Origin of the sequence: Pseudoalteromonas spongiae UST010723-006, assembly GCF_000238255.3 — a bacterium.
GTDB lineage: Bacteria > Pseudomonadota > Gammaproteobacteria > Enterobacterales > Alteromonadaceae > Pseudoalteromonas > Pseudoalteromonas spongiae.
Map to the genome: position 1 here is coordinate 723,685 of NZ_CP011039.1, position 20,307 is coordinate 743,991.

The 20,307-nt window shown below is 37.8% G+C and carries 19 protein-coding genes; 16 read left to right on the top strand and 3 right to left on the bottom strand.

Annotation, left to right across the window (positions count from 1 at the left end):
- The first annotated feature begins 62 nt into the window (after nucleotides 1–62).
- Both PSPO_RS03390 and PSPO_RS03395 read left to right on the top strand, forming a co-directional pair.
- Nucleotides 63–1,457, top strand: a complete 1,395-nt coding sequence (locus PSPO_RS03390; RefSeq protein ID WP_010560839.1) for a coiled-coil domain-containing protein — start codon at nucleotides 63–65, stop codon at nucleotides 1,455–1,457.
- Nucleotides 1,458–1,560: 103 nt separating this feature from the next.
- Nucleotides 1,561–2,151: a YjaG family protein gene (locus tag PSPO_RS03395; RefSeq protein WP_010560838.1), complete on the top strand. Its 591-nt coding sequence runs from the start codon at nucleotides 1,561–1,563 to the stop codon at nucleotides 2,149–2,151.
- Nucleotides 2,152–2,163: 12 nt separating this feature from the next.
- Here PSPO_RS03395 and rsmD read toward each other — a convergent pair whose 3' ends face one another.
- On the bottom strand, nucleotides 2,164–2,751 hold the full coding sequence (gene rsmD, locus PSPO_RS03400) for a 16S rRNA (guanine(966)-N(2))-methyltransferase RsmD (RefSeq protein WP_010560837.1): 588 nt from the start codon (nucleotides 2,749–2,751) through the stop codon (nucleotides 2,164–2,166).
- Between the two features lie 121 nt (nucleotides 2,752–2,872).
- Here rsmD and ftsY point away from each other — a divergent pair, with 121 nt between their 5' ends.
- The 7 genes from ftsY (at nucleotide 2,873) to PSPO_RS03440 (ending at nucleotide 10,073) form a co-directional block, all read left to right on the top strand.
- Nucleotides 2,873–4,735, top strand: coding sequence for a signal recognition particle-docking protein FtsY (gene ftsY, locus PSPO_RS03405; protein ID WP_010560836.1), 1,863 nt, complete (start codon nucleotides 2,873–2,875; stop codon nucleotides 4,733–4,735).
- 21 nt (nucleotides 4,736–4,756) lie between these two features.
- Complete coding sequence (gene ftsE, locus PSPO_RS03410) at nucleotides 4,757–5,431, top strand: cell division ATP-binding protein FtsE (protein ID WP_010560835.1); 675 nt, start codon at nucleotides 4,757–4,759, stop codon at nucleotides 5,429–5,431.
- Nucleotides 5,431–6,417 carry a permease-like cell division protein FtsX gene (gene ftsX / locus PSPO_RS03415; RefSeq protein WP_010560834.1) on the top strand — a complete coding sequence of 329 codons (987 nt, stop codon included), beginning with the start codon at nucleotides 5,431–5,433 and terminating at the stop codon, nucleotides 6,415–6,417. The genes ftsE and ftsX overlap by 1 nt, the downstream gene beginning before the upstream one ends.
- Nucleotides 6,418–6,604: 187 nt before the next feature.
- Entirely contained in the window at nucleotides 6,605–7,468 is an 864-nt protein-coding gene (rpoH, locus tag PSPO_RS03420) for an RNA polymerase sigma factor RpoH (RefSeq protein WP_010560833.1), read from the top strand.
- A 615-nt stretch (nucleotides 7,469–8,083) separates the two neighbouring features.
- Nucleotides 8,084–8,902 carry a hypothetical protein gene (locus PSPO_RS03430; RefSeq protein ID WP_010560832.1) on the top strand — a complete coding sequence of 273 codons (819 nt, stop codon included), beginning with the start codon at nucleotides 8,084–8,086 and terminating at the stop codon, nucleotides 8,900–8,902.
- Nucleotides 8,902–9,324, top strand: a complete 423-nt coding sequence (locus tag PSPO_RS03435; protein WP_010560831.1) for a hypothetical protein — start codon at nucleotides 8,902–8,904, stop codon at nucleotides 9,322–9,324. The genes PSPO_RS03430 and PSPO_RS03435 overlap by 1 nt, the downstream gene beginning before the upstream one ends.
- A gap of 254 nt (nucleotides 9,325–9,578) precedes the next feature.
- Nucleotides 9,579–10,073: a hypothetical protein gene (locus PSPO_RS03440; protein WP_010560830.1), complete on the top strand. Its 495-nt coding sequence runs from the start codon at nucleotides 9,579–9,581 to the stop codon at nucleotides 10,071–10,073.
- 246 nt (nucleotides 10,074–10,319) lie between these two features.
- Here the strand turns inward: PSPO_RS03440 and PSPO_RS03445 are convergent, their stop codons facing one another.
- Nucleotides 10,320–10,535 carry a hypothetical protein gene (locus PSPO_RS03445; RefSeq protein WP_010560829.1) on the bottom strand — a complete coding sequence of 72 codons (216 nt, stop codon included), beginning with the start codon at nucleotides 10,533–10,535 and terminating at the stop codon, nucleotides 10,320–10,322.
- 470 nt (nucleotides 10,536–11,005) lie between these two features.
- Nucleotides 11,006–11,746, bottom strand: coding sequence for a hypothetical protein (locus PSPO_RS03450; protein WP_010560828.1), 741 nt, complete (start codon nucleotides 11,744–11,746; stop codon nucleotides 11,006–11,008).
- Nucleotides 11,747–12,194: 448 nt separating this feature from the next.
- On the opposite strand from PSPO_RS03450, the gene PSPO_RS03455 reads away from it, so the two are divergent.
- The 7 genes from PSPO_RS03455 to PSPO_RS03485 all read left to right on the top strand — a co-directional run bounded on the left by PSPO_RS03455 (nucleotide 12,195) and on the right by PSPO_RS03485 (nucleotide 20,197).
- A complete protein-coding gene (locus PSPO_RS03455) occupies nucleotides 12,195–12,488 on the top strand; it encodes a hypothetical protein (protein WP_010560827.1) in 294 nt (97 codons plus the stop codon).
- 315 nt (nucleotides 12,489–12,803) lie between these two features.
- Nucleotides 12,804–13,244: a substrate-binding domain-containing protein gene (locus PSPO_RS03460; protein ID WP_010560826.1), complete on the top strand. Its 441-nt coding sequence runs from the start codon at nucleotides 12,804–12,806 to the stop codon at nucleotides 13,242–13,244.
- 11 nt (nucleotides 13,245–13,255) lie between these two features.
- The gene (locus PSPO_RS03465; RefSeq protein ID WP_010560825.1) at nucleotides 13,256–14,392 is read left to right on the top strand and encodes a porin; all 1,137 of its coding nucleotides are present in this window, start codon (nucleotides 13,256–13,258) and stop codon (nucleotides 14,390–14,392) included.
- Between the two features lie 315 nt (nucleotides 14,393–14,707).
- Entirely contained in the window at nucleotides 14,708–15,625 is a 918-nt protein-coding gene (locus PSPO_RS03470) for a GGDEF domain-containing response regulator (protein WP_010560824.1), read from the top strand.
- Nucleotides 15,626–16,039: 414 nt separating this feature from the next.
- Nucleotides 16,040–17,032, top strand: a complete 993-nt coding sequence (locus PSPO_RS03475; RefSeq protein ID WP_148665224.1) for an ABC transporter substrate-binding protein — start codon at nucleotides 16,040–16,042, stop codon at nucleotides 17,030–17,032.
- Between the two features lie 157 nt (nucleotides 17,033–17,189).
- Entirely contained in the window at nucleotides 17,190–17,993 is an 804-nt protein-coding gene (locus tag PSPO_RS03480) for a substrate-binding periplasmic protein (RefSeq protein WP_010560822.1), read from the top strand.
- Between the two features lie 719 nt (nucleotides 17,994–18,712).
- Nucleotides 18,713–20,197 carry a hypothetical protein gene (locus PSPO_RS03485; protein WP_096035282.1) on the top strand — a complete coding sequence of 495 codons (1,485 nt, stop codon included), beginning with the start codon at nucleotides 18,713–18,715 and terminating at the stop codon, nucleotides 20,195–20,197.
- Nucleotides 20,198–20,307 lie beyond the last annotated feature (110 nt).

Consider the following 20,307-nt stretch of genomic DNA (forward strand, 5'->3'; position numbering starts at 1 on the left):
AACTTTATACGTAAATTGGATTACATTAGAGCAATAATAATAAAAAGCTCAAAGGGGGATACATGGGTGAAAATAAGAGCAAGCAGTTAAATGAAGTGCTGAGTGCTTTAAACAGTTTATCGCCTAGTGATGTGTTTAATCTTGCAGCAGAAAAAGTGAATGCAAGTCAAGAAAGTATCGAGCAACAGGTTGCTGACGCAATTGAGTTCGAACATCCGTATATTTCTGAATTAAGTCAAACTTTTACGACGAATATCGCGCCGATATTGCAAACTCTTTTACTGAGCGCGAGTCAACAGGCGCTAGAAAAAGGTCATCAAGCGGCAATGGTTCAACATCAAAATGATGAAGATGAGCACATTCAGCAGCTTGAAGCGCAACTTGCCGAATTTAAAAAGAAAGCAAATCAATTAGAGCTGGATAACGAATCGCTAGAAGAGGCGATTGCAGCGAAAGAAGCTGAGCTTGAAAAAGTAAGTGACGAATTAAGCTCTCAATCAGAGCAGCAACAAGGCGAACTAAGTGGCAAAATTGCCGAGCTTACAGAAAGTCTTGAACTTGCAGAGTCGCAGCTTCACAAACAAAAAGAACAGAACGAAGCGCAGTCGAACAAGCTTAAACAGTTGATTGAAGAGCGCAGAACAGAGCATCAAAGCCAAGATCAAAAGCTGGTTGAAGTGAAAAAAGTATTTACTGATGAAATTGAGCTATTAAAGCAAGAATCAACCAGTAAAGACGAAGTTATCGAGAAATTAAAGCAACAGCTTGATGACGTAAGCGGCGAGCTAGACTCAGTACATGAGAAGCACCAATCACTGTCGCAAGAAGCGAATAAAGACAGTGAAACATTGCGCTCGATGTTAGAAGACAAAGAAAAATCACTGCAACAATACGAGAAAGATAAAGCAGAACTTGAAAGCCAAGTGAAAGAGCAATCAGAGGTTGTTGGTAAACTTGAAGAGCAAAACAAACTGCTTTCATCTGATATTGAACAGCACAAAGAGCAAGTTAGCGAACTGTCTGAGAAGTTAACGCAAATCAGTCAAGAAAGTGAAGGTCGCTTCAACGATTTGAAGAAAGACTTGAGCCAAGAAGCAAGCGCGCTTAAAGAAAAAGTGAAAGCGCAAGCAGATGCTCTTTCTGAAGAAACATCTAAAAACCAAGAGTTAATGGAAAAACTCACACTGCTTGAAAACGCGAAGCAAGATGACCAAGATTTGATTTCGCAGTTACGCCGTCAGTTAGAAGCGCAAGACACTGCGCTTAACCGTGAACAAGGCCGTAACTCAAGCTTGCTAAGCCGTATTGAAAAAGATACTCAACAAGCACGTGGTGCTTATGAGTCAATACGTAGCGAAAACATTGGTTTAACGGACCGCGTGGAAGAGCTTGAAGCAAAAGTAACCGAATTTAAGCTTAAGTTTGAATACGCACAAAAACAGCTTAACCAAGAATAATAGTTAGAATAGAAAAAAGGCGTGCTAATTAGCACGCCTTTTTTATGTGTTTTAAGCCGAATCTTGCTACAATTCGCCTAATTAAATTTTAGACTGAACAATAATGAAAAAACCTAATAACTTTCAGCGTATTCGCGAACTTAACTATGTACAGCAGGCATCATTAGCAGCGGCAATGATTGAACGAATGCTGCCCAATTATTTGTTATTTAGTGAAGCGTTAGAGTTTGGTAATGGCACAGAGTTGCGTAATGCTCTTAACTCATTGTGGGAAAAACTATTATTGCCAAAAGCTAAAATTAGCTTAGAAAAATTAAACGAGAAGGTTGAACAAAATACGCCTGATCTCAACGACTTTGATATGTTTGGCGTATACCCTGCAATTGATACGTGTACTGCGTTAATTACTTTAATTAACGGTATGCAGCAAAAAGAAGAAGCTAACTTTGTTGATGTGTGCAAAATATCACAAGCAAGTGTGGCGAAGTTTATCGAATACCAATTAACATCTGAAGGTGAAATAGCCGATAACGCAGCGCTTCGTGCTCACCCTCTAATGGCATACGAAATGGAAGTGCTGGCAGAGTTGATTGATAAAGTTGAATCGTTTGAACGTATCGATAAAGATGCAGTGAAAGCGTTAAAACAATTAGCAATTGCTGATGGTCAAAGCAATATAGGTATTGAAATTTAACGCTTTTATGGGCTACTTGGTCGCTAACAAGTAGCTCGTAACCTGACCAAAATTCTTTTCCTTTAAAATTTGCCAGTCGTCTGGGAAATGCAAGTTTACTAATTCTTTTTCGACTTCCAAATACACAACGGCATCGTTATTTAGCAAGTTATTGTCAGCTAATAAGTGACAGGTTTTTTCTGCTAAATTTTTGCGAAAGGGGGGATCAATAAATACTAAGTCGAATTTATCAGCTAGTTTGGGCAGAACCTCTAAACTGTTCCCATGTTTTAATGTGGTATTTTCTGCTTTAAGTACATTGATATTTTCAGCGATCTGTCGATGTGCTGTTGCATCCAGTTCAATAAACGTTACTTTTTTGGCGTAGCGAGACAGAGCTTCGAATCCTAAACCACCTGAACCTGCAAAACAATCTAACACATTGGCATTGCTGGTGTATGGCATCAACCAGTTAAATACGGTTTCCTTCACTCTATCTGTTGTAGGTCTCAAGCCTTCAACATCATGCACTTTTAACTTTCTCGAACGGAACTTGCCGCCAATAATTCTAATTTGACCAGAATTGTTTGTTGGCTTGTTTTTTTGCTTGTGTGATCGCATTACAAATTTACTTACAGAATTAGACTAAAAAACCAATATGATTTTTTTCATTCACCGGTGAAAGTGATACCATATTGAGAATTGTAGTTTATCAGAATTTTGTGATTGGTATTTAACTTAAATGGCAAAAAATAAATTTTTATCTTGGCTTGGCTTCGGCAAAAAAGACGAGCAACAGCAGCAAGAAGAAGCACGCCTAGCGGCAGAAGAACAAGCGCGATTAGAAGCGGAAGAAAAGGCACGTTTAGAAGCTGAGGCTGAAGAAAAACGCCAAGCAGAAGAGGCTGCAAGAATAGCAGCTGAGGCAGAAGAAAAACGCCAAGCTGAGCAAGCTGCGCGATTAGCAGCTGAGGCAGAAGAAAAGCGCCAAGCTGAAGAGGCAGCACGAATAGCCGCTGAGGTAGAAGAAAAACGCCAAGCTGAGCAAGCGGCACGTTTAGCTGCTGAGGCAGAAGAAAAGCGCCAAGCCGAAGAAGCTGCACGAATAGCTGCTGAAGCGGAAGAAAAACGTCAAGCCGAAGAAGCGGCACGTTTAGCTGCTGAAGCGGAAGAAAAACGTCAGGCTGAAGAAGCACGTTTCGCAGCTGAGGCGGAAGAAAAACGCCAAGCCGAAGAAGCTGCACGTTTAGCTGCTGAAGCAGAAGAAAAACGCCAAGCAGAAGAGGCCGCACGAATAGCTGCTGAGGCGGAAGAAAAGCGCCAAGCTGAAGAAGCACGTTTAGCAGCTGAGGCTGAAGAAAAACGCCAAGCCGAGCAAGCGGCACGTTTAGCTGCTGAAGCGGAAGAAAAACGCCAATCAGAAGAGGCTGCACGAATAGCTGCTGAGGCGGAAGAAAAGCGCCAAGCTGAAGAGGCAGCACGAATAGCTGCTGAAGCGGAAGAAAAACGCCAAGCAGAAGAAGCAACGCGTTTAGAAGCTGAGGCGGAAGAAAAACGCCAAGCAGAAGAAGCTGCACGAATAGCTGCAGAAGCGGAAGAAAAGCGCCAAGCAGAAGAAGCAGCACGTTTAGCTGCTGAAGCAGAAGAGCAAGCTAAACAGCAAGCTGAAAAAAGTAAAGAACCTAAGCTTGGCTTCTTTGGTCGCTTGAAAAAAGGCTTACTTAAAACAAAGCAAAACATCGGTGCAGGTTTTGCCAATATTTTTAGCGGTAAAAAAATCGATGATGAGCTATTTGAAGAGCTCGAGACACAACTGCTTACAGCTGACGTAGGTGTTGATACAACGCTTAAACTAATTGATAGTTTAACGGACGCAGCCGATCGTAAACAGCTAAAAGATGGTGATGCACTATACGGTTTATTAAAAGAAGAAATGTCGTCAATGTTAGCAAGTGCAGACAAACCGCTTGTGATTGAAATCAGCGATGGCCCATTTGTTATCTTAATGGTGGGTGTAAACGGCGTAGGTAAAACAACAACCATTGGTAAGCTAGCTAAGCAATTCCAAGCTGAAGGTAAGTCCGTTATGTTAGCTGCGGGCGACACATTCCGTGCAGCTGCGGTAGAGCAGTTACAAGTTTGGGGCGAACGTAACGATATTCCTGTTATTGCGCAACACACCGGCGCAGATAGTGCATCTGTTGTGTTTGATGCATTGCAAGCAGCGAAGGCTCGTAACGTGGATGTATTAATTGCCGATACTGCGGGTCGTTTACAAAACAAAGATCACTTAATGCAAGAGCTAGAAAAAATTGCACGTGTGATGAAAAAGCTTGATGTGAATGCGCCACATGAAGTGATGCTAACTATCGATGCAGGTACTGGTCAAAACGCAATTAGCCAAGTAAAACTATTTGATCAAGCTGTAGGCCTAACAGGGATCAGCTTAACGAAATTAGACGGTACAGCCAAAGGTGGGGTTATTTTTGCGGTGGCTGACCAATTTAACATTCCAATTCGCTACATAGGTGTGGGTGAAGGTATTGATGATTTACGTACCTTTAATAGCACAGACTTTATCGAGGCTCTGTTTAGCGAAGAGTAATTCAACGACATAATTATAATAATGATAAAATTTCAACAGGTAAGTAAAACATACCCAGGTGGCCATAAAGCAATTGAGAAAGTAAGTTTTCACTTACAACCCGGTGAACTCGCTTTCTTGACTGGCCACAGTGGGGCAGGGAAAAGCACCTTGCTTAAACTGATCAGCTTGATGGAACGTCCATCTGCTGGTGAGGTATATATAAATGGTGTGCTACTAAATAAAGTAACGGCAAAGCAAGTGCCTTATGTTAGGCGCGATATTGGCGTTATTTTTCAAAACCACCGATTGCTCGACCGTTACTCGGTATTCGATAATGTGGCGTTGCCACTGGTTATTGCTGGCAGTCATCGCCGTGATATCGAAAAACGAGTGCATGCAGCCCTCGATAAAGTAGGGCTGTTAAATAAAGCACGCTGTGCACCAGAAACCCTATCGGGTGGTGAACAACAACGCGTTGGTATTGCGCGGGCAATTGTTAATTCACCGCCTATTTTACTAGCCGACGAACCTACCGGTAACTTAGATCCTGAGTTGTCAGTTGAAATTTTAAAACTGTTTGAAGAATTCAATCAACACGGCACGACTGTGCTTATTGCTACCCACGATTTAGGCTTAATAGCGCGTATGAAGTACCGCAGCTTAACCTTGAAGGCAGGCAATTTAGTCACCGATCCACTTATGGGAGGTGCATAATGAGTTTATTGTTTAAAGGCCGCAAAAGTCAGGGTGAACAGGTTCAACACTCTTATTTTATGGGGCTGTACTTTGCCTTTATGAATACCATTCGCCAAGGTGTACACAGCCTAGGTGAATTGTGGCGAACGCCAGTTGCATCACTGATGACCATTGCAGTACTCGGGCTTAGTTTAACCCTGCCTACCACTTTGTATGTGGTAGTTAAGAATGTGCAAAAGGTAAGTAGCGGTTTTGACAATGCAGCTGAAATTTCATTGTTCTTAAAACAAGACATCTCTGACAAAGAATCAAGTGCATTGATTAAGCGCCTGTCTCTTTATAACGAAGTAAAAGATGTGCGTTTTATTTCAAAGCAAGATGCATTAGAAGAGTTTAAAGTGGCGTCGGGCTTTGGTGAAGCGCTTAATTACCTCGACGAAAATCCACTACCCAGTGTTGTTTTAGTCACACCGAATAGCCAATTTACCAAACCAGAAGCGGCACGGGAATTACTCGATAAACTCGAGCGAGAGAGAGATGTTGATTTTGGTAAACTCGATATTGAGTGGTTAGAAAGACTTAATGCACTACTCAGTTTATTGCGTGAAAGCGTGCTTACAATTGCATTTTTACTGTTAACCTCAGTGGTGTTGATTGTAGGTAATACTATTCGCTTGTCTATTATGGATAAGAAACAAGAAATACAGCTAATGAAGCTCGTTGGTGCAACCAACCATTTTATTCAAGCCCCGTTTTTGTGGACAGGCATTTGGTATGGCATAGTAGGTGGTTTTATTGCTTTTCTAGCGGTATTGATGATGTTGCTTTGGCTGGATAATGCCGTTACCCAAGTTGTGGGCGTTTATAACGCTAACTTCAACTTACAGGGACTCAACTTTAGTGAATTTCTTGTACTGCTTGGGCTTGCTGTTTGTTTAGGTTTATTTGGCTCGTTTTTGTCTGTTAAGCGCTATATCGACGCCATTGAACCAAATGAAGTGTAATGCCAATATTGCGTTTTACAATAAAACTACATTTAAAATTGTCGATATTTCAGGTCATTAGTTTTTTCTTACAAGTTTCACGGAACTTTAACTTGAATTCCTGCTCAAAACCTGTAAATTCAGATTAGCACTCTAGTTAAGAGAGTGCTAAAGTTGAGAAAATTTGTTACTCCACCTGAGGTGAAATATGACAAAAGAGATGAATGCCCTAACACTTAGTATGCCGCAAAACGCAGGTAGCATTGAAAGCTATCTACAAGCTGTAAGCACTATTCCTATGCTAAGTGCGGATGAGGAAAAGGCATTAGCAGAGAAGCTACAGGACAGTGGCGACCTTAATGCAGCACGTGCGTTAATTATGTCACACCTTAGATTTGTAGCGCATATCGCGAAAAGTTACTCGGGTTATGGTTTACCGCAGGCAGATCTTATCCAGGAAGGTAACGTTGGCCTAATGAAGGCTGTAAAACGTTTTGACCCAACTGTAGGTGTACGCTTAGTATCGTTTGCTGTTCACTGGATTAAAGCTGAAATTCATGAATATGTGCTGAAAAACTGGCGCATCGTAAAAGTAGCAACGACTAAAGCGCAGCGTAAGTTGTTCTTTAACCTTCGTAAAAACAAAAAGCGTTTAGGCTGGTTTAATCACGAAGAAGTACAAACGGTTGCTAACGAATTAGGTGTATCTGAAAAAGACGTACGTGAAATGGAATCACGTATGAGCAGCCAAGATATGGGCTTTGACCTAAATGCTGACGAAGACGACGGCGCAACACAGTCACAGTTTTCACCTGTTCAGTACTTAACAGACCAATCGTCTGACTTAGCTGAAACAGTTGAAGAAGAGCAGTGGCAAGATAATTCAAACCAACGTTTATTCTCAGCGTTAAATACGTTAGATGACCGCTCACAAGATATTATTCGTGCACGCTGGTTAGCTGAAGAGAAAGAAACGCTGCAAGACCTAGCTGCTAAATACCAAGTATCAGCAGAGCGTGTTCGCCAGTTAGAAAAATCAGCTATGAAAAAGCTACAAAACTTAATGGCGTAATTGCTAATTACAGCCAAAGAGAGAAAAGCCGCATCCGCGGCTTTTTTTGTGGGTGAAGTTTATGATGCGGACAGGAGTAAATTTAGTTGTGTGATAAATCTAGCCCACATACAAATCCCTTTTAATCATTAAGCCCATCCATTGGCTCAATGTTACTTTTCTTTATTACAAGGTCCTTCTTTTCATCTAAAGACCGCCTACGGCGTTCTAATTTGTTCCCGACAAATTAGTGCTTCGCCAAAGATAAAGTAACCACAAATTTATCGGGAATAAATTTGAACAGCGAAGCTGACCCGAAGGGCGAAATACAAGGATGTATTTTGTAATAGAAAGGCGACCGCTCTATCAAACTTTATCCTCTAAGCAACTTTGAATTTTTAGACAACGCCATGAAGCGGCATCCATGCCTAAGCATGGCTTACTCGACTCGCTGCGCTGCCTGTCTCGGATTATCAATTCAAAGTTGATTTTCGGGTTTTATAAAAAGCGGAAGGGAATCTCAGCAACAGCTTTCAAGGTCGCAATTGAGCGAATAGCGGTCGTTGCTAAAGAAGTATCAAAAATGCAAAATAGAGTGGTTTAACTTTAAAGATGATTATTAAAAGGAATTAAAAAATGCTCTTTGTAGAACTTAATAAACAGCTTGATAAATCAGCGTGGCATACGCAAGATCCTCAGTGGCTGAAAGCCCGTAAAAAGCACTGGCAAACCTTAGTTAAATTTTTTAAAGCACATAAAATACTGCGTCCAGACAGCATTAAATATTATCAAACCTATTTTTTAACTGGTGAGTTACAAAATACTCAAGAAATAGGGTATTTTCCGCGAGAAGTGAATGCATTTTTAATTATGATGTTCTACCCAGATCAAACAAAAGAAAGTTTGAGAACCGTATTTAATATATATTGTGAAACATATCACCCACAAAAAGTTATGCCGTGTTGCGATGATAGCATCGACTTTTTCGAAAAAAATATAATGACTTTTGTTGAAGACCAAGAGGGGGTGTTAGGTGGCAACGAATCCATTTATTGCGATGTTTTATATGGTGAAACAAAAGAAGAGCAACTAAAGCGCCATTCATATAGAAACCAATATAACTTTCCGGCGTTATGCAGCAGTTTAAGTAAATTTGTTTTGGATGGTTGTCATTACAATTATGACTATTTTCAATATATCATTGATTTTTGTTTTCTTACAATAGCACCTGATGAATTAGAATTTGGTAGAACAAAAATAGAGTTACCTAAACAGCTTGCTATTTTTGCTAACTACGATCAGCTTGACCCATTTAAAGATACTAATCCCGAACGCTACGAAAGCGCTTGGAAAGTGGTTAATAAACTGAGAGCAAAATTTGACAATGAAGACCTGCCAGAAGAGCTCAAAACATTATGGGCTCAAGCTCAAAATCAAGAGGTCAGCTTAAGCTAATGGAATTAGTAATAAAGTTGGCTGGTAAAACATCAAAGCAATCAGTAACAGGCTTTATAGCAAAGATGCTGAGCGAGGATGCACCTTTGTTTGTAGATGACGTTGATGCAGAATACCACATGGCGTTTGAAGCCTTATCCTACTTTGAACAGCCAGACTATAAAAAAGTGTCAGGGCAAGATTTTATTGCACAGTGGGAGCTCGGTGGAGATGCCGAATATGAAGAAATATTACTCTCATTAAATGAGGCTGGGTTAGATAAAATTGTTGCTTATATAAATCTTGACCAAACTGAAAAAATTGTAATATGTGAAAAGGGTGCTTTGTTATCTCTGCCACCCGATTCAATTCAACATTTTAGCAAAGCTGAAAATTCACAAGAGAGGCAATTTGAATTTTTATTGAGCCTTTTACGAAATTAATACAGAAAACGAATGACCGCTTTTGGCACTTAGCTGTCCTTCGAGCCTAACTCTTATTTGTTCAAAAATGAGTTAAATTGAACTCCCGTCATTTGGGTTTTATTAATAATCTGACGAAATAGCGAAACGACACAAAGCGGTATCTAATAGAAGCAATTCGCTAAACTTAATCGTAGTTTTATTCGTTGAAAAACTTGTAATCACCATGCAAAATGCAGAGCTTAATTTTGTGTGCCTAAATATCGGGGATTACTATGTTATTACTAAAAATTACAGGTATATGGCTGTTAATGGTGGTTGCTGCGATAGTTAATGGAACGCTTAGAGAGCTTTTTTTGAACAAATATTTATTACCTGAAATCGCATTGCCGTTAAGTGGTTTAATTTTATCTGTATTGATAATAGTGATTTCATTAAAACTCTTAGTATTTATTAAAGGTGAAAGTTCCACAACTTACCTATGTGTGGGTATTTTTTGGGTAACATTAACACTACTTCTTGAATATGGATTAGGTTTTTCTCAAGGGTTAACTTTATCAGAGATTAATGAAGTCTTTAGTGTGCATCAAGGGAATCTTTTCTCACTCGTTTTATTGGTCACATTGTTTTCACCTATTGTAGTTGCTCGATTAAACGGTTATAGCGTCGACAACAAACAACAAACAACAAACAACAAACAACAAACAACAAATAACAAACAACAAATAACAAACAACAAACAACAAAGATGTTCAGCAGACGCAAAATGATGTACATTTTTTGTAGCTAGCTTCGCTGTGATTTACGCATTTTGGTATTTTTAACACTGGATTTGGTGTTAGGGCTGTTTGTGGTACGCGCCTTTGGTTGAGTACATTAACTTAAATATAACAGTTTCGATTTATTTAGGTATCGATACTTTTTAGTTGCCTATATTAGCAAGGTCATGAAAACTGATTTATAGTGAATATTTACAAGTTAATCTTAACTCTAAGGTAAGGGACCTTTTTGATTGTTTATTTCAAATCATTTAAGTTTGATTGGTCAGCTATTACATATGGTTTGAATTCTTTGTGAGTAATGATTTTTTTACCTAGTTCGTCTTTTGCAGTCCACTGTGTATTTTCTCTTAAGAAGGTACGGTTCGCATGAGATTTTGATTTATTTACTAACTCCAGATGATAGTCCAGTTCGTTATCTTCCCTAAAATTTACTGTATCTAGGTCATTCATTGGTTTTGCCCTTTTCTAAAATCTTACAATATTAGTATAAACAACATCTTTTTTTATTGCTCTTATGGTTCTAGGGTAACAACGTGTTGTAATTTTTAAGGGTACTTGATTAGATAATTCTATGAATTATTATTGCGCAAGAGATAACACTTAGGTCAGCAATTAATATTATTGGTGAGACGGTGATAGATTAATTAACATGATGTCAGAGTACTATATTAAACTATTGAATTAATGTTAAGTTTTTAATTTTCTCTTATTTATTTTAACTTACGTTCATGTTTGCTTTATGCACTTTTACCAATAAATAGTGGCGGGTGAAAGTCAATACGGAATGTATATACGAAGTATATCTTTCAAAGGTAAGAGTTTGAGTGCAGCAGCTTGATAGAGAAAGCACCAGATTTTAACAATCAGAGTTCGCGGGCTATGCAAATAAAACGCTAGCCCAGCATAGCCCGATTACTTTATTAAATCTTAAAAGTAATGTTTTCAATTTTACGCGTTTGCTCCGCACGTATCTGACTTGAATCAGCAAATTCACTTGAAATGTTTCCGAGTTTGTATCTGTTGATTATCACGTCCAATTCACAGTTCTTAACGCTACTTAAATTTACGTTTTCCAACAACTTCAGAGTATGCAAATTTAAGGTAAAGCTGCTTTTATTTTCGAACTGTCTGCTCGCGGAACCGCTGGTAGTGCCGCCGTTATTGTTGTCACAAATATAGTTAAGGATAAATTCATTTTTGCTACCAACATCAACCCCGTCAAGCAATACGTTGACCGATTGGTTATATCTAATTTCTGAATTACTGTTTGGGGCTAAAATTTTAAAGTTCAATGGTAACTCGACTGTAGAACTTGCGTTTTGCGCACTGCTTCTTATCAATTCAACTTTAAATTCTGCACTTTCTTCAGAGCCGCTGAACCTACCTTCATAATCGATATCGAGAATATCAGTGTCTTCCTCTAGCTGAATTCGTTTGTTATGTACCTCAGCGTAAATTTTATCACCATTTGACAGCCGAACATTTGAGCCAAAACTATTGCCGGAGTTTAGTTCTGCGTTCACCTTTGTTCTTTCGCCATTTGAACTAACTAAAATTTCTGCTTGGATAGCTTTTGTTTTTAATAAATCAGAATCTGTGTCGCTTGTGCAGCCCGTAGCTAATATTCCTAGAGCGAGAATGCTAATACCCGTTTTTTTCATCGTCGTAGTTTCGTTAAAGAAAATAAATTAAAAATATATTCTAAATCTCGAAATACCTAAAACAAGTACGCGAATGTAGGGATTTGTAGTGTTTTGTATGATTAGGCTCATATTCTAAAGTCGGAACTTAATGATAGTGTGACTTGAAATTAGTAATTTGATGAACTTAATTTAGTTTTTAACTCTGGTTTGAATATAGTTGCACTGGAATTTATTCTCATCTGTATTGCAACATTTTTTTGGTTAGATGCTCCAAATTTTGACCACATTTATTTAGTTTCTAACTTAAATTCACTAAGATAATTATTGTAGTGTTGATTCTCTTGTGAAATAGACTATTGATGCTTTGAGATATCCGACTGATGAAACTTCGAAAGCACGTATATTTGTGGCTATGTTTAAGTAATCTGAAATTATTTTTTAACTATTCTGATACCCTTGGTGAAAAATGGGAAAATTGAGTAAGCAAGAGAATAACCTTAAAGCTTTGAAAGATAAATTTGTAATTGGGTTAGATGAACTAATGCCGCCGAAATTTATATCTGAACATTCAAAGTTTGAAAATATAGACAACCTGATTGAAGCAAGCGGAGTTGTGATCGATTCTAAAGGAGATAAGACGAATTTCGATGATGAATGGGATAAATTTATCTGCAATAACACATCATTCGACTCATGGGAAAAAATGTATAACGCCGCAGGTGTTACATATATTGTAGAGGTTGTGTTAAATAAAAAATAGCAAAAGTTAAAACGCTGTCTATACTTGATGTGAGTTTGGATCAAGGAGATCAAACTCGTTCTTTAAGCACCACCCCAAATAAAGGACTTTGTTAAGTCCTTTCCTTTTATCCGCCCAATTAAGGTAAGCGCTCGATATCTATGCTTAACAGAGAGTAACGGCGTTCACTTTTTACCTGTAAATTGTTGTTATTTATAGCCTCCGTCTAGATTATTATTCTCTTCAATTTCTTGAAATCAAATAAATAGAGGACTACTTTTTTAATACGTTGTGCCCCGAGCATGACAAATAGCGCAGCAATTATAAGGATTAACTATGTTATTACCTTCACCCAAAAAAACGTGGAAAGTTGTTTGTGTAGTATCCACATTGACAATAATGAACATGTCATATGCAATAGCTGATGTGGCTGTTGTTGTCCACCCAACAAATGATTCAACTTTTGATGAGGGCACTATTAAGAAAATATTTTTAGGTAAAACTAAAAGTTATACAAATGGCCGCTCTGCAATTTTAATCAGCCCTAGCAACACTGATATTGCGGTGGAAGAGTTTAATTCAAAAGTGCTTGGCAAATCGAATAGCCAGGTTAAAGCTTACTGGTCAAAAATTTTGTTTACCGGCAAAGGAACTCCGCCTCAAGAGATGGACTCAAATGGGGCCGTCATTTCATCTGTAGCATCAAACCCTGATGCAATCGGATACGTTGATGCGAGCGCCGTAACAAGCGATGTTAAAGTCGTGGCAACATTCTGAGGAGAGATAAAATGAAAAAGCTTTCACTAGTAGCATCAGCACTGCTTGTTTTTTTCTCTCAATCAGCCAATGCAGAGCTAAAAATAAGTGGTTACGGATCTATTATCGCAGGTAAAACCCTCGGTACAGTCAATGACCCCCTTAACCCTGGACAAAAGCGAGATGAAATCCTCACCGCTGACTTTTATGATGTTGGTCAGTATAATAATGATCTCACATTTAAAGCTGAGTCTATTCTTGCAGTACAGGGCACTTATCGGTTCAATAATAAGCTATCCTTTACTGCTCAATTGGTTGCGAAAGGTGTAGACGATTTCAAACCTGAATTTGATTGGTATTATGTTACTTATCAAGCCAATGAAGATTGGACTTTCATGGCTGGACGACGAAATATACCGATGTACTATTTCTCAGAGTTTGCAGAAGTAGGTTACGCATACCCTTGGATGCGTCCACCTTCAAACCTTTACTGGTGGCAAGTAACGCAGTTCGATGGCGCCCATGCTATGTATAGCTTCGAAATTGGTGATTATTCAAATACTATTACAGCATTTTATGGTAATGAATATTCAGACGATAATGTTGAAATGCTGTATTACGATAAGCTATATGGTGGCACAGCACGCACAGTTAATGAATATTGGACAGATATTGCAGGCTTCAACTGGAATATGTCAGGTGATTTCTTTGACCTTCGTTTTGTTTACTTCCAAAATGATAGGGATAGAGAAACCATTCAACAAGATGGCAGTATTAGCCCTTATACGCCTTTCTCTCAACAATTTATTGGCTTTGGTGGCCAGGTTAATATAAGTGATTTTACCATTCTTTTTGATATGAACTATGTTGAATATGATGATGCAGTTGGAACTGAATTTCCGACATATCTTATTTCTGTGGTTTACAACATTGATGAATTCCAACCTTATGTTTCTTATTCCAAAGCAGATCATGAACGTTCAAATGTTCCGACGGAAGATTTAGAAGAGCATTATATGTTGAGTTATGGTTTGAGGTATGATTTTTATTCAAATGTTGCATTTAAAGTACAATACGACACATTCGTAGATCAGGGAGATAAAGCAACAGGTTGGGCTTATCATGGTGATTCTAGAACGATTAGTATGGGCATAGATTTTGTTTTCTAATCAAATCAAAAAGGGCTGAGAAAGCCCTTTTTCATGCAATAAATTTCAAGCGTAGTGTGCAAACCAATTCGTTCATTGGACGTTTATGTGATATTTAATTTTTTAAAAGTATTTGACTTGTAAAGTGACGTTTGCTTTGGTGCTGGGGCGTCTAAAATTTTTACGCGGAAATTTATATTAAAGCTAGTACATACTTAGCGAGAGTTGTGAATTAAACACAATGTAGTCTATTAGTTGCAATCGTTATTTTGTAATGTAGATAATATAAAAACGCTAAATAATTTGTTGAAATCTAGTAATCGAAATGGAGTATTCGTGCCACTTAATTTAAAGCCTTTATCAGATTCAAAAATTCTTGTTGTTGATGACGACTTACTCATGAGAAAAGTCATGGGTGCTATTTTGAACGATATCTGCAATGTAGACGTTTTGTCAGATAGCACTCAAGTTATGGACTATTGTATATCAGGAGCTCCTCCTGACTTAATATTACTTGATGTTCACATGCCAAAGATAAATGGTTTGGAAGTTTGTAAGCAGCTTAGAGAATTAAAAGCTATGAATGATGTTCCAATCATTTTTGTTACTGCAAGCGTCGAAGTGAAATCGCAGAATGAGTGTTGGGAGGCAGGAGGTAGCGACTTTATTAGTAAACCTATTGCGCCATCGACTCTTGTTCATAGAGTTAAAGCCCATTTACTTAACAAGGCAAGATTAGAGCAGTTACAAAAGCTAACCTATAAAGATTCGTTAACAGGTTTGTATAATCGACATTATTTAAATGAACATTCCGAAGCGATAGTTAAACAAGTAAAGAGATTAAATGAGTCGATTGGTTTTTTAATGTTGGACTTGGACTTTTTTAAGCGCTTTAATGATTTATATGGACATCAGGCAGGAGATGAGTGTCTCAGAGATGCAGCTGATGTGATAGTTGAGTCGTTGAAAAGACCTCAAGATGTAGCTGTGCGATATGGGGGAGAAGAGTTTCTGATAATTCTGCCATACGCTGATTTAGCAGGCCTAAAACATGTTGCAAAGAACATATTATTAAACATAAAAAAGAAAAATATAAAGCATGCAGAAAGCCCATTTGAGCATGTATCTTTCAGTATAGGTGGTGCGTTATCGCATAATAAAAGTTGTGAATATTCTTTAGAAGCAATGATAAAAATAGCAGATGAAAACCTTTACGAAGCAAAGCGTTTAGGTAGAAATCAGCTTGTCATATGAAATAATTAGGATATTTAGTTAATTGACGAGAGCCTTTCGCAAGCACGTGAAGCTGTCAGAAGTTAATCTCGTGTGCTACTACGTGATGTTAGTTGAAAAAAAGGACTAGCGTTTCTTGGTTTAATTAGTAGTCGTTTTACCACACAAGTCGAGCAAACATTTCATTTTTTGCATACATCGTATTTGTAAGTTTTCTTCAATCACTCCTTTCTGAATATTTTCTAAAACACTAGACTAAAGATATTTAGGATTGAGTTATTTACTAGATGCTTTTGATAATAAGTCTGACTTTCGCGACTAAACAGGGTTAATACTCTCACAACTCATCCAAATTTAGTCTATTGAATTATTTTAAATCTAAAAATTACTTCATTTATAGCAAAATTCATTTTATTGCCTCATTGTTGGGGAAAAGTGGCGTATAGTATCGTAAACAATGAATTGCTGAATTTTAAAGGATTGAAAATTTTGAATAGGATGGTTTTAGGTTTCATTTTTGTTTTAGGAACATTTTATAGCGTTGACTTGTATGCTGATAAGTCGATACACATTCCATTGAACAAATGGTCAAGTCAGCGAGTGTTATCTAAAGCTGTGGGAAAAGTTATTAGCGACTCAGGCACTCCGGTAGAGTACGTTGAGATAAATGTAGAGGACCAGTGGGGAGCTTTGAGGCGTGGCGCAATTCATTTTCAATTAGAGGTCTGGGAGCCATCAATGAAAAAGGCTTTCAATCATCTAGTAGCACAAAACGAAATAATTGATTTGGGTACTCATAAAGCAACAGTGATAGAAGATTGGTGGTATCCTGAATATGTTGAAAAATACTGCCCGTCGTTACCAGTGTGGACTTCACTCAATGAGTGTATTGATTTGTTCAAGGAAAAACCATCAGATAATAAAGGGGTTTACCATGGTGGCCCTTGGAATTATGGTGATGCTGATATTATTCGTGCTTTAAATATTAATTTCAAAATTAATCGGTTACAGACAGGGTTAGAGCTTTGGCACGAATTAGCACAAGCAATACACAAAGAAAAACCTATTGTATTGTTAAATTGGAGCCCAAATTGGACTGATAAATATGCACATGGAAAGTTCATTCAATTTCCGGAGTATGAAGAAGAATGTGAAATAAACCCAGAATGGGGATTAAATAAAAAGTACGTAAAAGACTGTGCTAATCGAAAGAATGGCTGGCTAAAAAAAGCGGCGTCAAAATCATTGAAAGAAAACTATCACTGTATTTTTCAGTTTATTAAACAGGTCAACTTTTCTAAAGAGATGATTATAGAAGCCTCATCTTTGGTTGTTATTAACAAGTTAAACCTAGAAGAGGCGGCTGAGCAATGGATTGCCTCTAATTCGTCAGCGATAGAAGCTTGGCGCTCAAACACTTGCATGTAATTATTAGTCAACTTGATGTGTTATAGCTTCTCCGTCGTACAGTTGCTATGACTTTGTTATGTTGTCGCTTAAAAATACGATTGTGAAGTTGGTCAATTTACAATAAATAAGAATAAACTAGTATTAATTAAAACGAACAAAACAGACTCAAATACTGATGGTAGTCACAAATAAGCTTTTACTTATATCGATAGTATTTTTCACGATATTTTCTCCATCTCAAATAGCCATTGCTAGCAGTTCTAAATGCCAGAGTATTAGTATATCAGCCCATCCGAATTACCCTCCTTTTCATTGGAAAGAGCAGGATACACTAGTTGGCGCTTCGATTGATATCAGTCGAAGCATCTTTCAAAATTTGGGATTGGATGTAAAAGTTAGCTATGAAGGCCCTTGGAAGAGAGTGCTTATGTCCATCAAGCAAGAAAAAATCGATTTCATACCTGCGTTAAAAAAAACATCAGATAGGCAGCAGTACCTCGAATTCACTCAAAACGAATTCGCAACAAATCCAGTCGCAATTTTTGTGAAAAAAGGCAAGGCGCTAGTACCCAAATCGTTTAAAGACTTAATTGGGTTATATGGCAGTGTGAATGCTGGTGACAAACACGGTGATAAAGTCGATTCATTTGTATCAAGTCAATCTAATATGCAATTTATTCATGGACTATCACAAAACTTTGAAATGTTAATTCTCGGTAGAACAGACTATTTTATAACAGGGTTTTACACAGGCTACGACTTCTTGAAAGCCAACAAGTTGGATAGTCATGTTGAGGTCGCATTTAAAATAAATGGGCTTAAAATTCATAACGGGTTTACGCATCAGTACGCAAAAGAGTGCCAAAGAATTGTAAAAGAATTCGATAAGCAGTTGTCACTTCTAAGGCAAAGCGGAGAAATAGAAAAAAGCATCAACAATTATCATAATGCTTGGTTAGAAGGGGCGAAAAAACTATAAGTTTAATGATAGCCAAAACCCTTGCTTAAGAGTGCTTATTAAATTGCCGATATGTACGAGTACTATTGTCAATTGAGATTGATGGTATGCACTATATGTTGTGTTTTTAGTTGTGATGAATGATTAGAAAGTTATCAGGCAACTTGTCTCTTCAAAAACTGTTAAACACTCTTAATAAAAGAATCATAGTTACAAAAAATAGATCGCGGAAGTGTGCAATCCTGCTAATTTTTCTGTGTCGGGCAGACGCAGTGGCGCTTTTAAATTGGATAAAAAGGGAAATAATTGGGCTGTTTTCTATACTGAGATAGGTTGTGATTCTAAGTCTATCTTTTGGTTCGATATATGTCTTCAACTATGTGGTTACGCAGCATCATTGAGACATAGTTGGGGTCTACAGAAAAAGAGTCTGAGCTAGTACAGCTAATTAGAAATGATACTCCCGCGTCCTAAAAGAAAACCACTTTACCGTGAACACACTTTTCTTAAAGGGTGTTAAGAACGTTTGGACCACTTGCTGTAAATTGTAGTAGCTCATATCTGATCTTGCAGTTTCTATGTGTAGGTTTGGACTTAATCTGACAGGCAGCTATGAGCGAATAACGGTCATTGATAAAATTAGTTTCAACATGCAAAATGCTCGACCTATCACCATGTTTTTCTCAAAGAATAAGTAAAAAGGGAACCTAAATTTTGGTATCTCAGGGAGCGAGTAATTAATGGCAAAATTTTCATTTCATAAAGAACAATTCAAAACGAATGATCCGGTATGGAAAGCAGAGCGCGAAGCCTTATTTGAAAAGCTCTTACCCATAATTGGCAGTAGTAAAACAAAAAAAAATGCCACCTTAAAAAGGTACTTTTTGAAAGGTGAATGGACATTGCATAGTGAGTATGATCTTGATTTTGTGACTAAATTATCTTTTTTGCCCGAGTTAAAAAAAGAGCATTACTTTAGTGTGATGAAGGAAGTCCCTTGGGAAGACGGGAAACGTGAGTTTAGACATGTATTTCTTTATTGGCTTATAGCTGGTTCTCAGTTAAATGAACTGTCGATATCCGACACATTAGTTGATGACTTTTACACTATTTCAGTTGATGGATTAACACATTACAGCGAAGAAAGCATTGAAATTGAGGGTATAACCCATGAACGCTTTCCTTGGCATGTTGACCGAGAGCAAACTAATGGCTTTTTTATGCGTTATTTATCGGTTGCTCACGAATGGTTGACTGAAAAACACAATCAAAGTAAGAGTGGATTAACCCACTTTATGCCCCACTGGTTTTCAGCATTATCGTATCTAAAGTGGAAAGGGTTCACTAAAGGGGGAATGCGAAAACGTATTTTCGAGCTGTTCACTGTCATTCAACATTATATTCCTGAGCATAAAAGTAACCCTGCGGCAGCACAAAAACAGTTATTTGTTGATGAGTTTAAGCGCTGCGTTTTAGAGCATGGACTCGTTAAACCAGAATTGATTGAAATCTGGCAAGAAGCAAGCGAAAACACCGAAGAAGGATGGGTTGAACATATTTATGAAAGCAACAAAAAAGATGACCCAGAAGCATGGTTAAGTTATGAATCAGGTGCCTTCACACCTTTATGCATTAGAGACAAAAAAAGCATAGATAATCCTTGTGAAAAGATAGTATCAATCTTAACATCAAATAACTTCGTCGATGCGAACGATGTTTTCTCTGCCAAGCGTATTGAACTTACCCACTTGCTCACTCCTGAGTGCTTAGCAGAATATCGCTCCTTTGGTATTAATACTGTTGAAGGTGAATTGACTCGGATTAAATTGAATGATCGTTTTGTAGGTACAGACAAAGCTGAAATCTATTTTGACATAATTAAAGTCACTAACTTGCCTAATGAAACAGCTACTGAAGTCCCAAGAGTTTGGTTGTTAGAAAGACCAGATAATCACTACGTAACTTTTATTGCTAGAAGATATTGTGCTAATAGAAGTTATCTGGTTGATGCCCTTAAATATGAAACAGGGTATCAATTAGTAAGGTATTTTGGTTATACCTTTGACCCTATTCGCCCTAGAGCATTACCTGTAGAACCTGGAGACTTTGCAAAATACTCAGAGCTTATGGTCCAACCTTTTTATAATTGCGATTATTTGCCCTTTGTTTTTGGTACAACAGCATTTCTCATTAACGCTAATGATGATTATGTTTATCTAAACTGAATCAATGAGGTCAGAGTCGTTGATTTAACCCTTTCCCAACGGCAGCTTGTGGCACAAAGCGGAAGTAACCCTATGAATTTCATTATGTAACTGACAGTTATGAGCGAATA

Excerpts from the sequence above, each read along its gene's own strand:
- PSPO_RS03390 (WP_010560839.1), top strand. The coding sequence starts at position 63 with ATGGGTGAAAATAAGAGCAAGCAGTTAAATGAAGTGCTGAGTGCTTTA.
- PSPO_RS03395 (WP_010560838.1), top strand. The coding sequence starts at position 1,561 with ATGAAAAAACCTAATAACTTTCAGCGTATTCGCGAACTTAACTATGTA.
- rsmD (WP_010560837.1), bottom strand. The coding sequence starts at position 2,751 with ATGCGATCACACAAGCAAAAAAACAAGCCAACAAACAATTCTGGTCAA.
- ftsY (WP_010560836.1), top strand. The coding sequence starts at position 2,873 with ATGGCAAAAAATAAATTTTTATCTTGGCTTGGCTTCGGCAAAAAAGAC.
- ftsE (WP_010560835.1), top strand. The coding sequence starts at position 4,757 with ATGATAAAATTTCAACAGGTAAGTAAAACATACCCAGGTGGCCATAAA.
- ftsX (WP_010560834.1), top strand. The coding sequence starts at position 5,431 with ATGAGTTTATTGTTTAAAGGCCGCAAAAGTCAGGGTGAACAGGTTCAA.
- rpoH (WP_010560833.1), top strand. The coding sequence starts at position 6,605 with ATGACAAAAGAGATGAATGCCCTAACACTTAGTATGCCGCAAAACGCA.
- PSPO_RS03430 (WP_010560832.1), top strand. The coding sequence starts at position 8,084 with ATGCTCTTTGTAGAACTTAATAAACAGCTTGATAAATCAGCGTGGCAT.
- PSPO_RS03435 (WP_010560831.1), top strand. The coding sequence starts at position 8,902 with ATGGAATTAGTAATAAAGTTGGCTGGTAAAACATCAAAGCAATCAGTA.
- PSPO_RS03440 (WP_010560830.1), top strand. The coding sequence starts at position 9,579 with ATGTTATTACTAAAAATTACAGGTATATGGCTGTTAATGGTGGTTGCT.
- PSPO_RS03445 (WP_010560829.1), bottom strand. The coding sequence starts at position 10,535 with ATGAATGACCTAGATACAGTAAATTTTAGGGAAGATAACGAACTGGAC.
- PSPO_RS03450 (WP_010560828.1), bottom strand. The coding sequence starts at position 11,746 with ATGAAAAAAACGGGTATTAGCATTCTCGCTCTAGGAATATTAGCTACG.
- PSPO_RS03455 (WP_010560827.1), top strand. The coding sequence starts at position 12,195 with ATGGGAAAATTGAGTAAGCAAGAGAATAACCTTAAAGCTTTGAAAGAT.
- PSPO_RS03460 (WP_010560826.1), top strand. The coding sequence starts at position 12,804 with ATGTTATTACCTTCACCCAAAAAAACGTGGAAAGTTGTTTGTGTAGTA.
- PSPO_RS03465 (WP_010560825.1), top strand. The coding sequence starts at position 13,256 with ATGAAAAAGCTTTCACTAGTAGCATCAGCACTGCTTGTTTTTTTCTCT.
- PSPO_RS03480 (WP_010560822.1), top strand. The coding sequence starts at position 17,190 with ATGGTAGTCACAAATAAGCTTTTACTTATATCGATAGTATTTTTCACG.
- PSPO_RS03485 (WP_096035282.1), top strand. The coding sequence starts at position 18,713 with ATGGCAAAATTTTCATTTCATAAAGAACAATTCAAAACGAATGATCCG.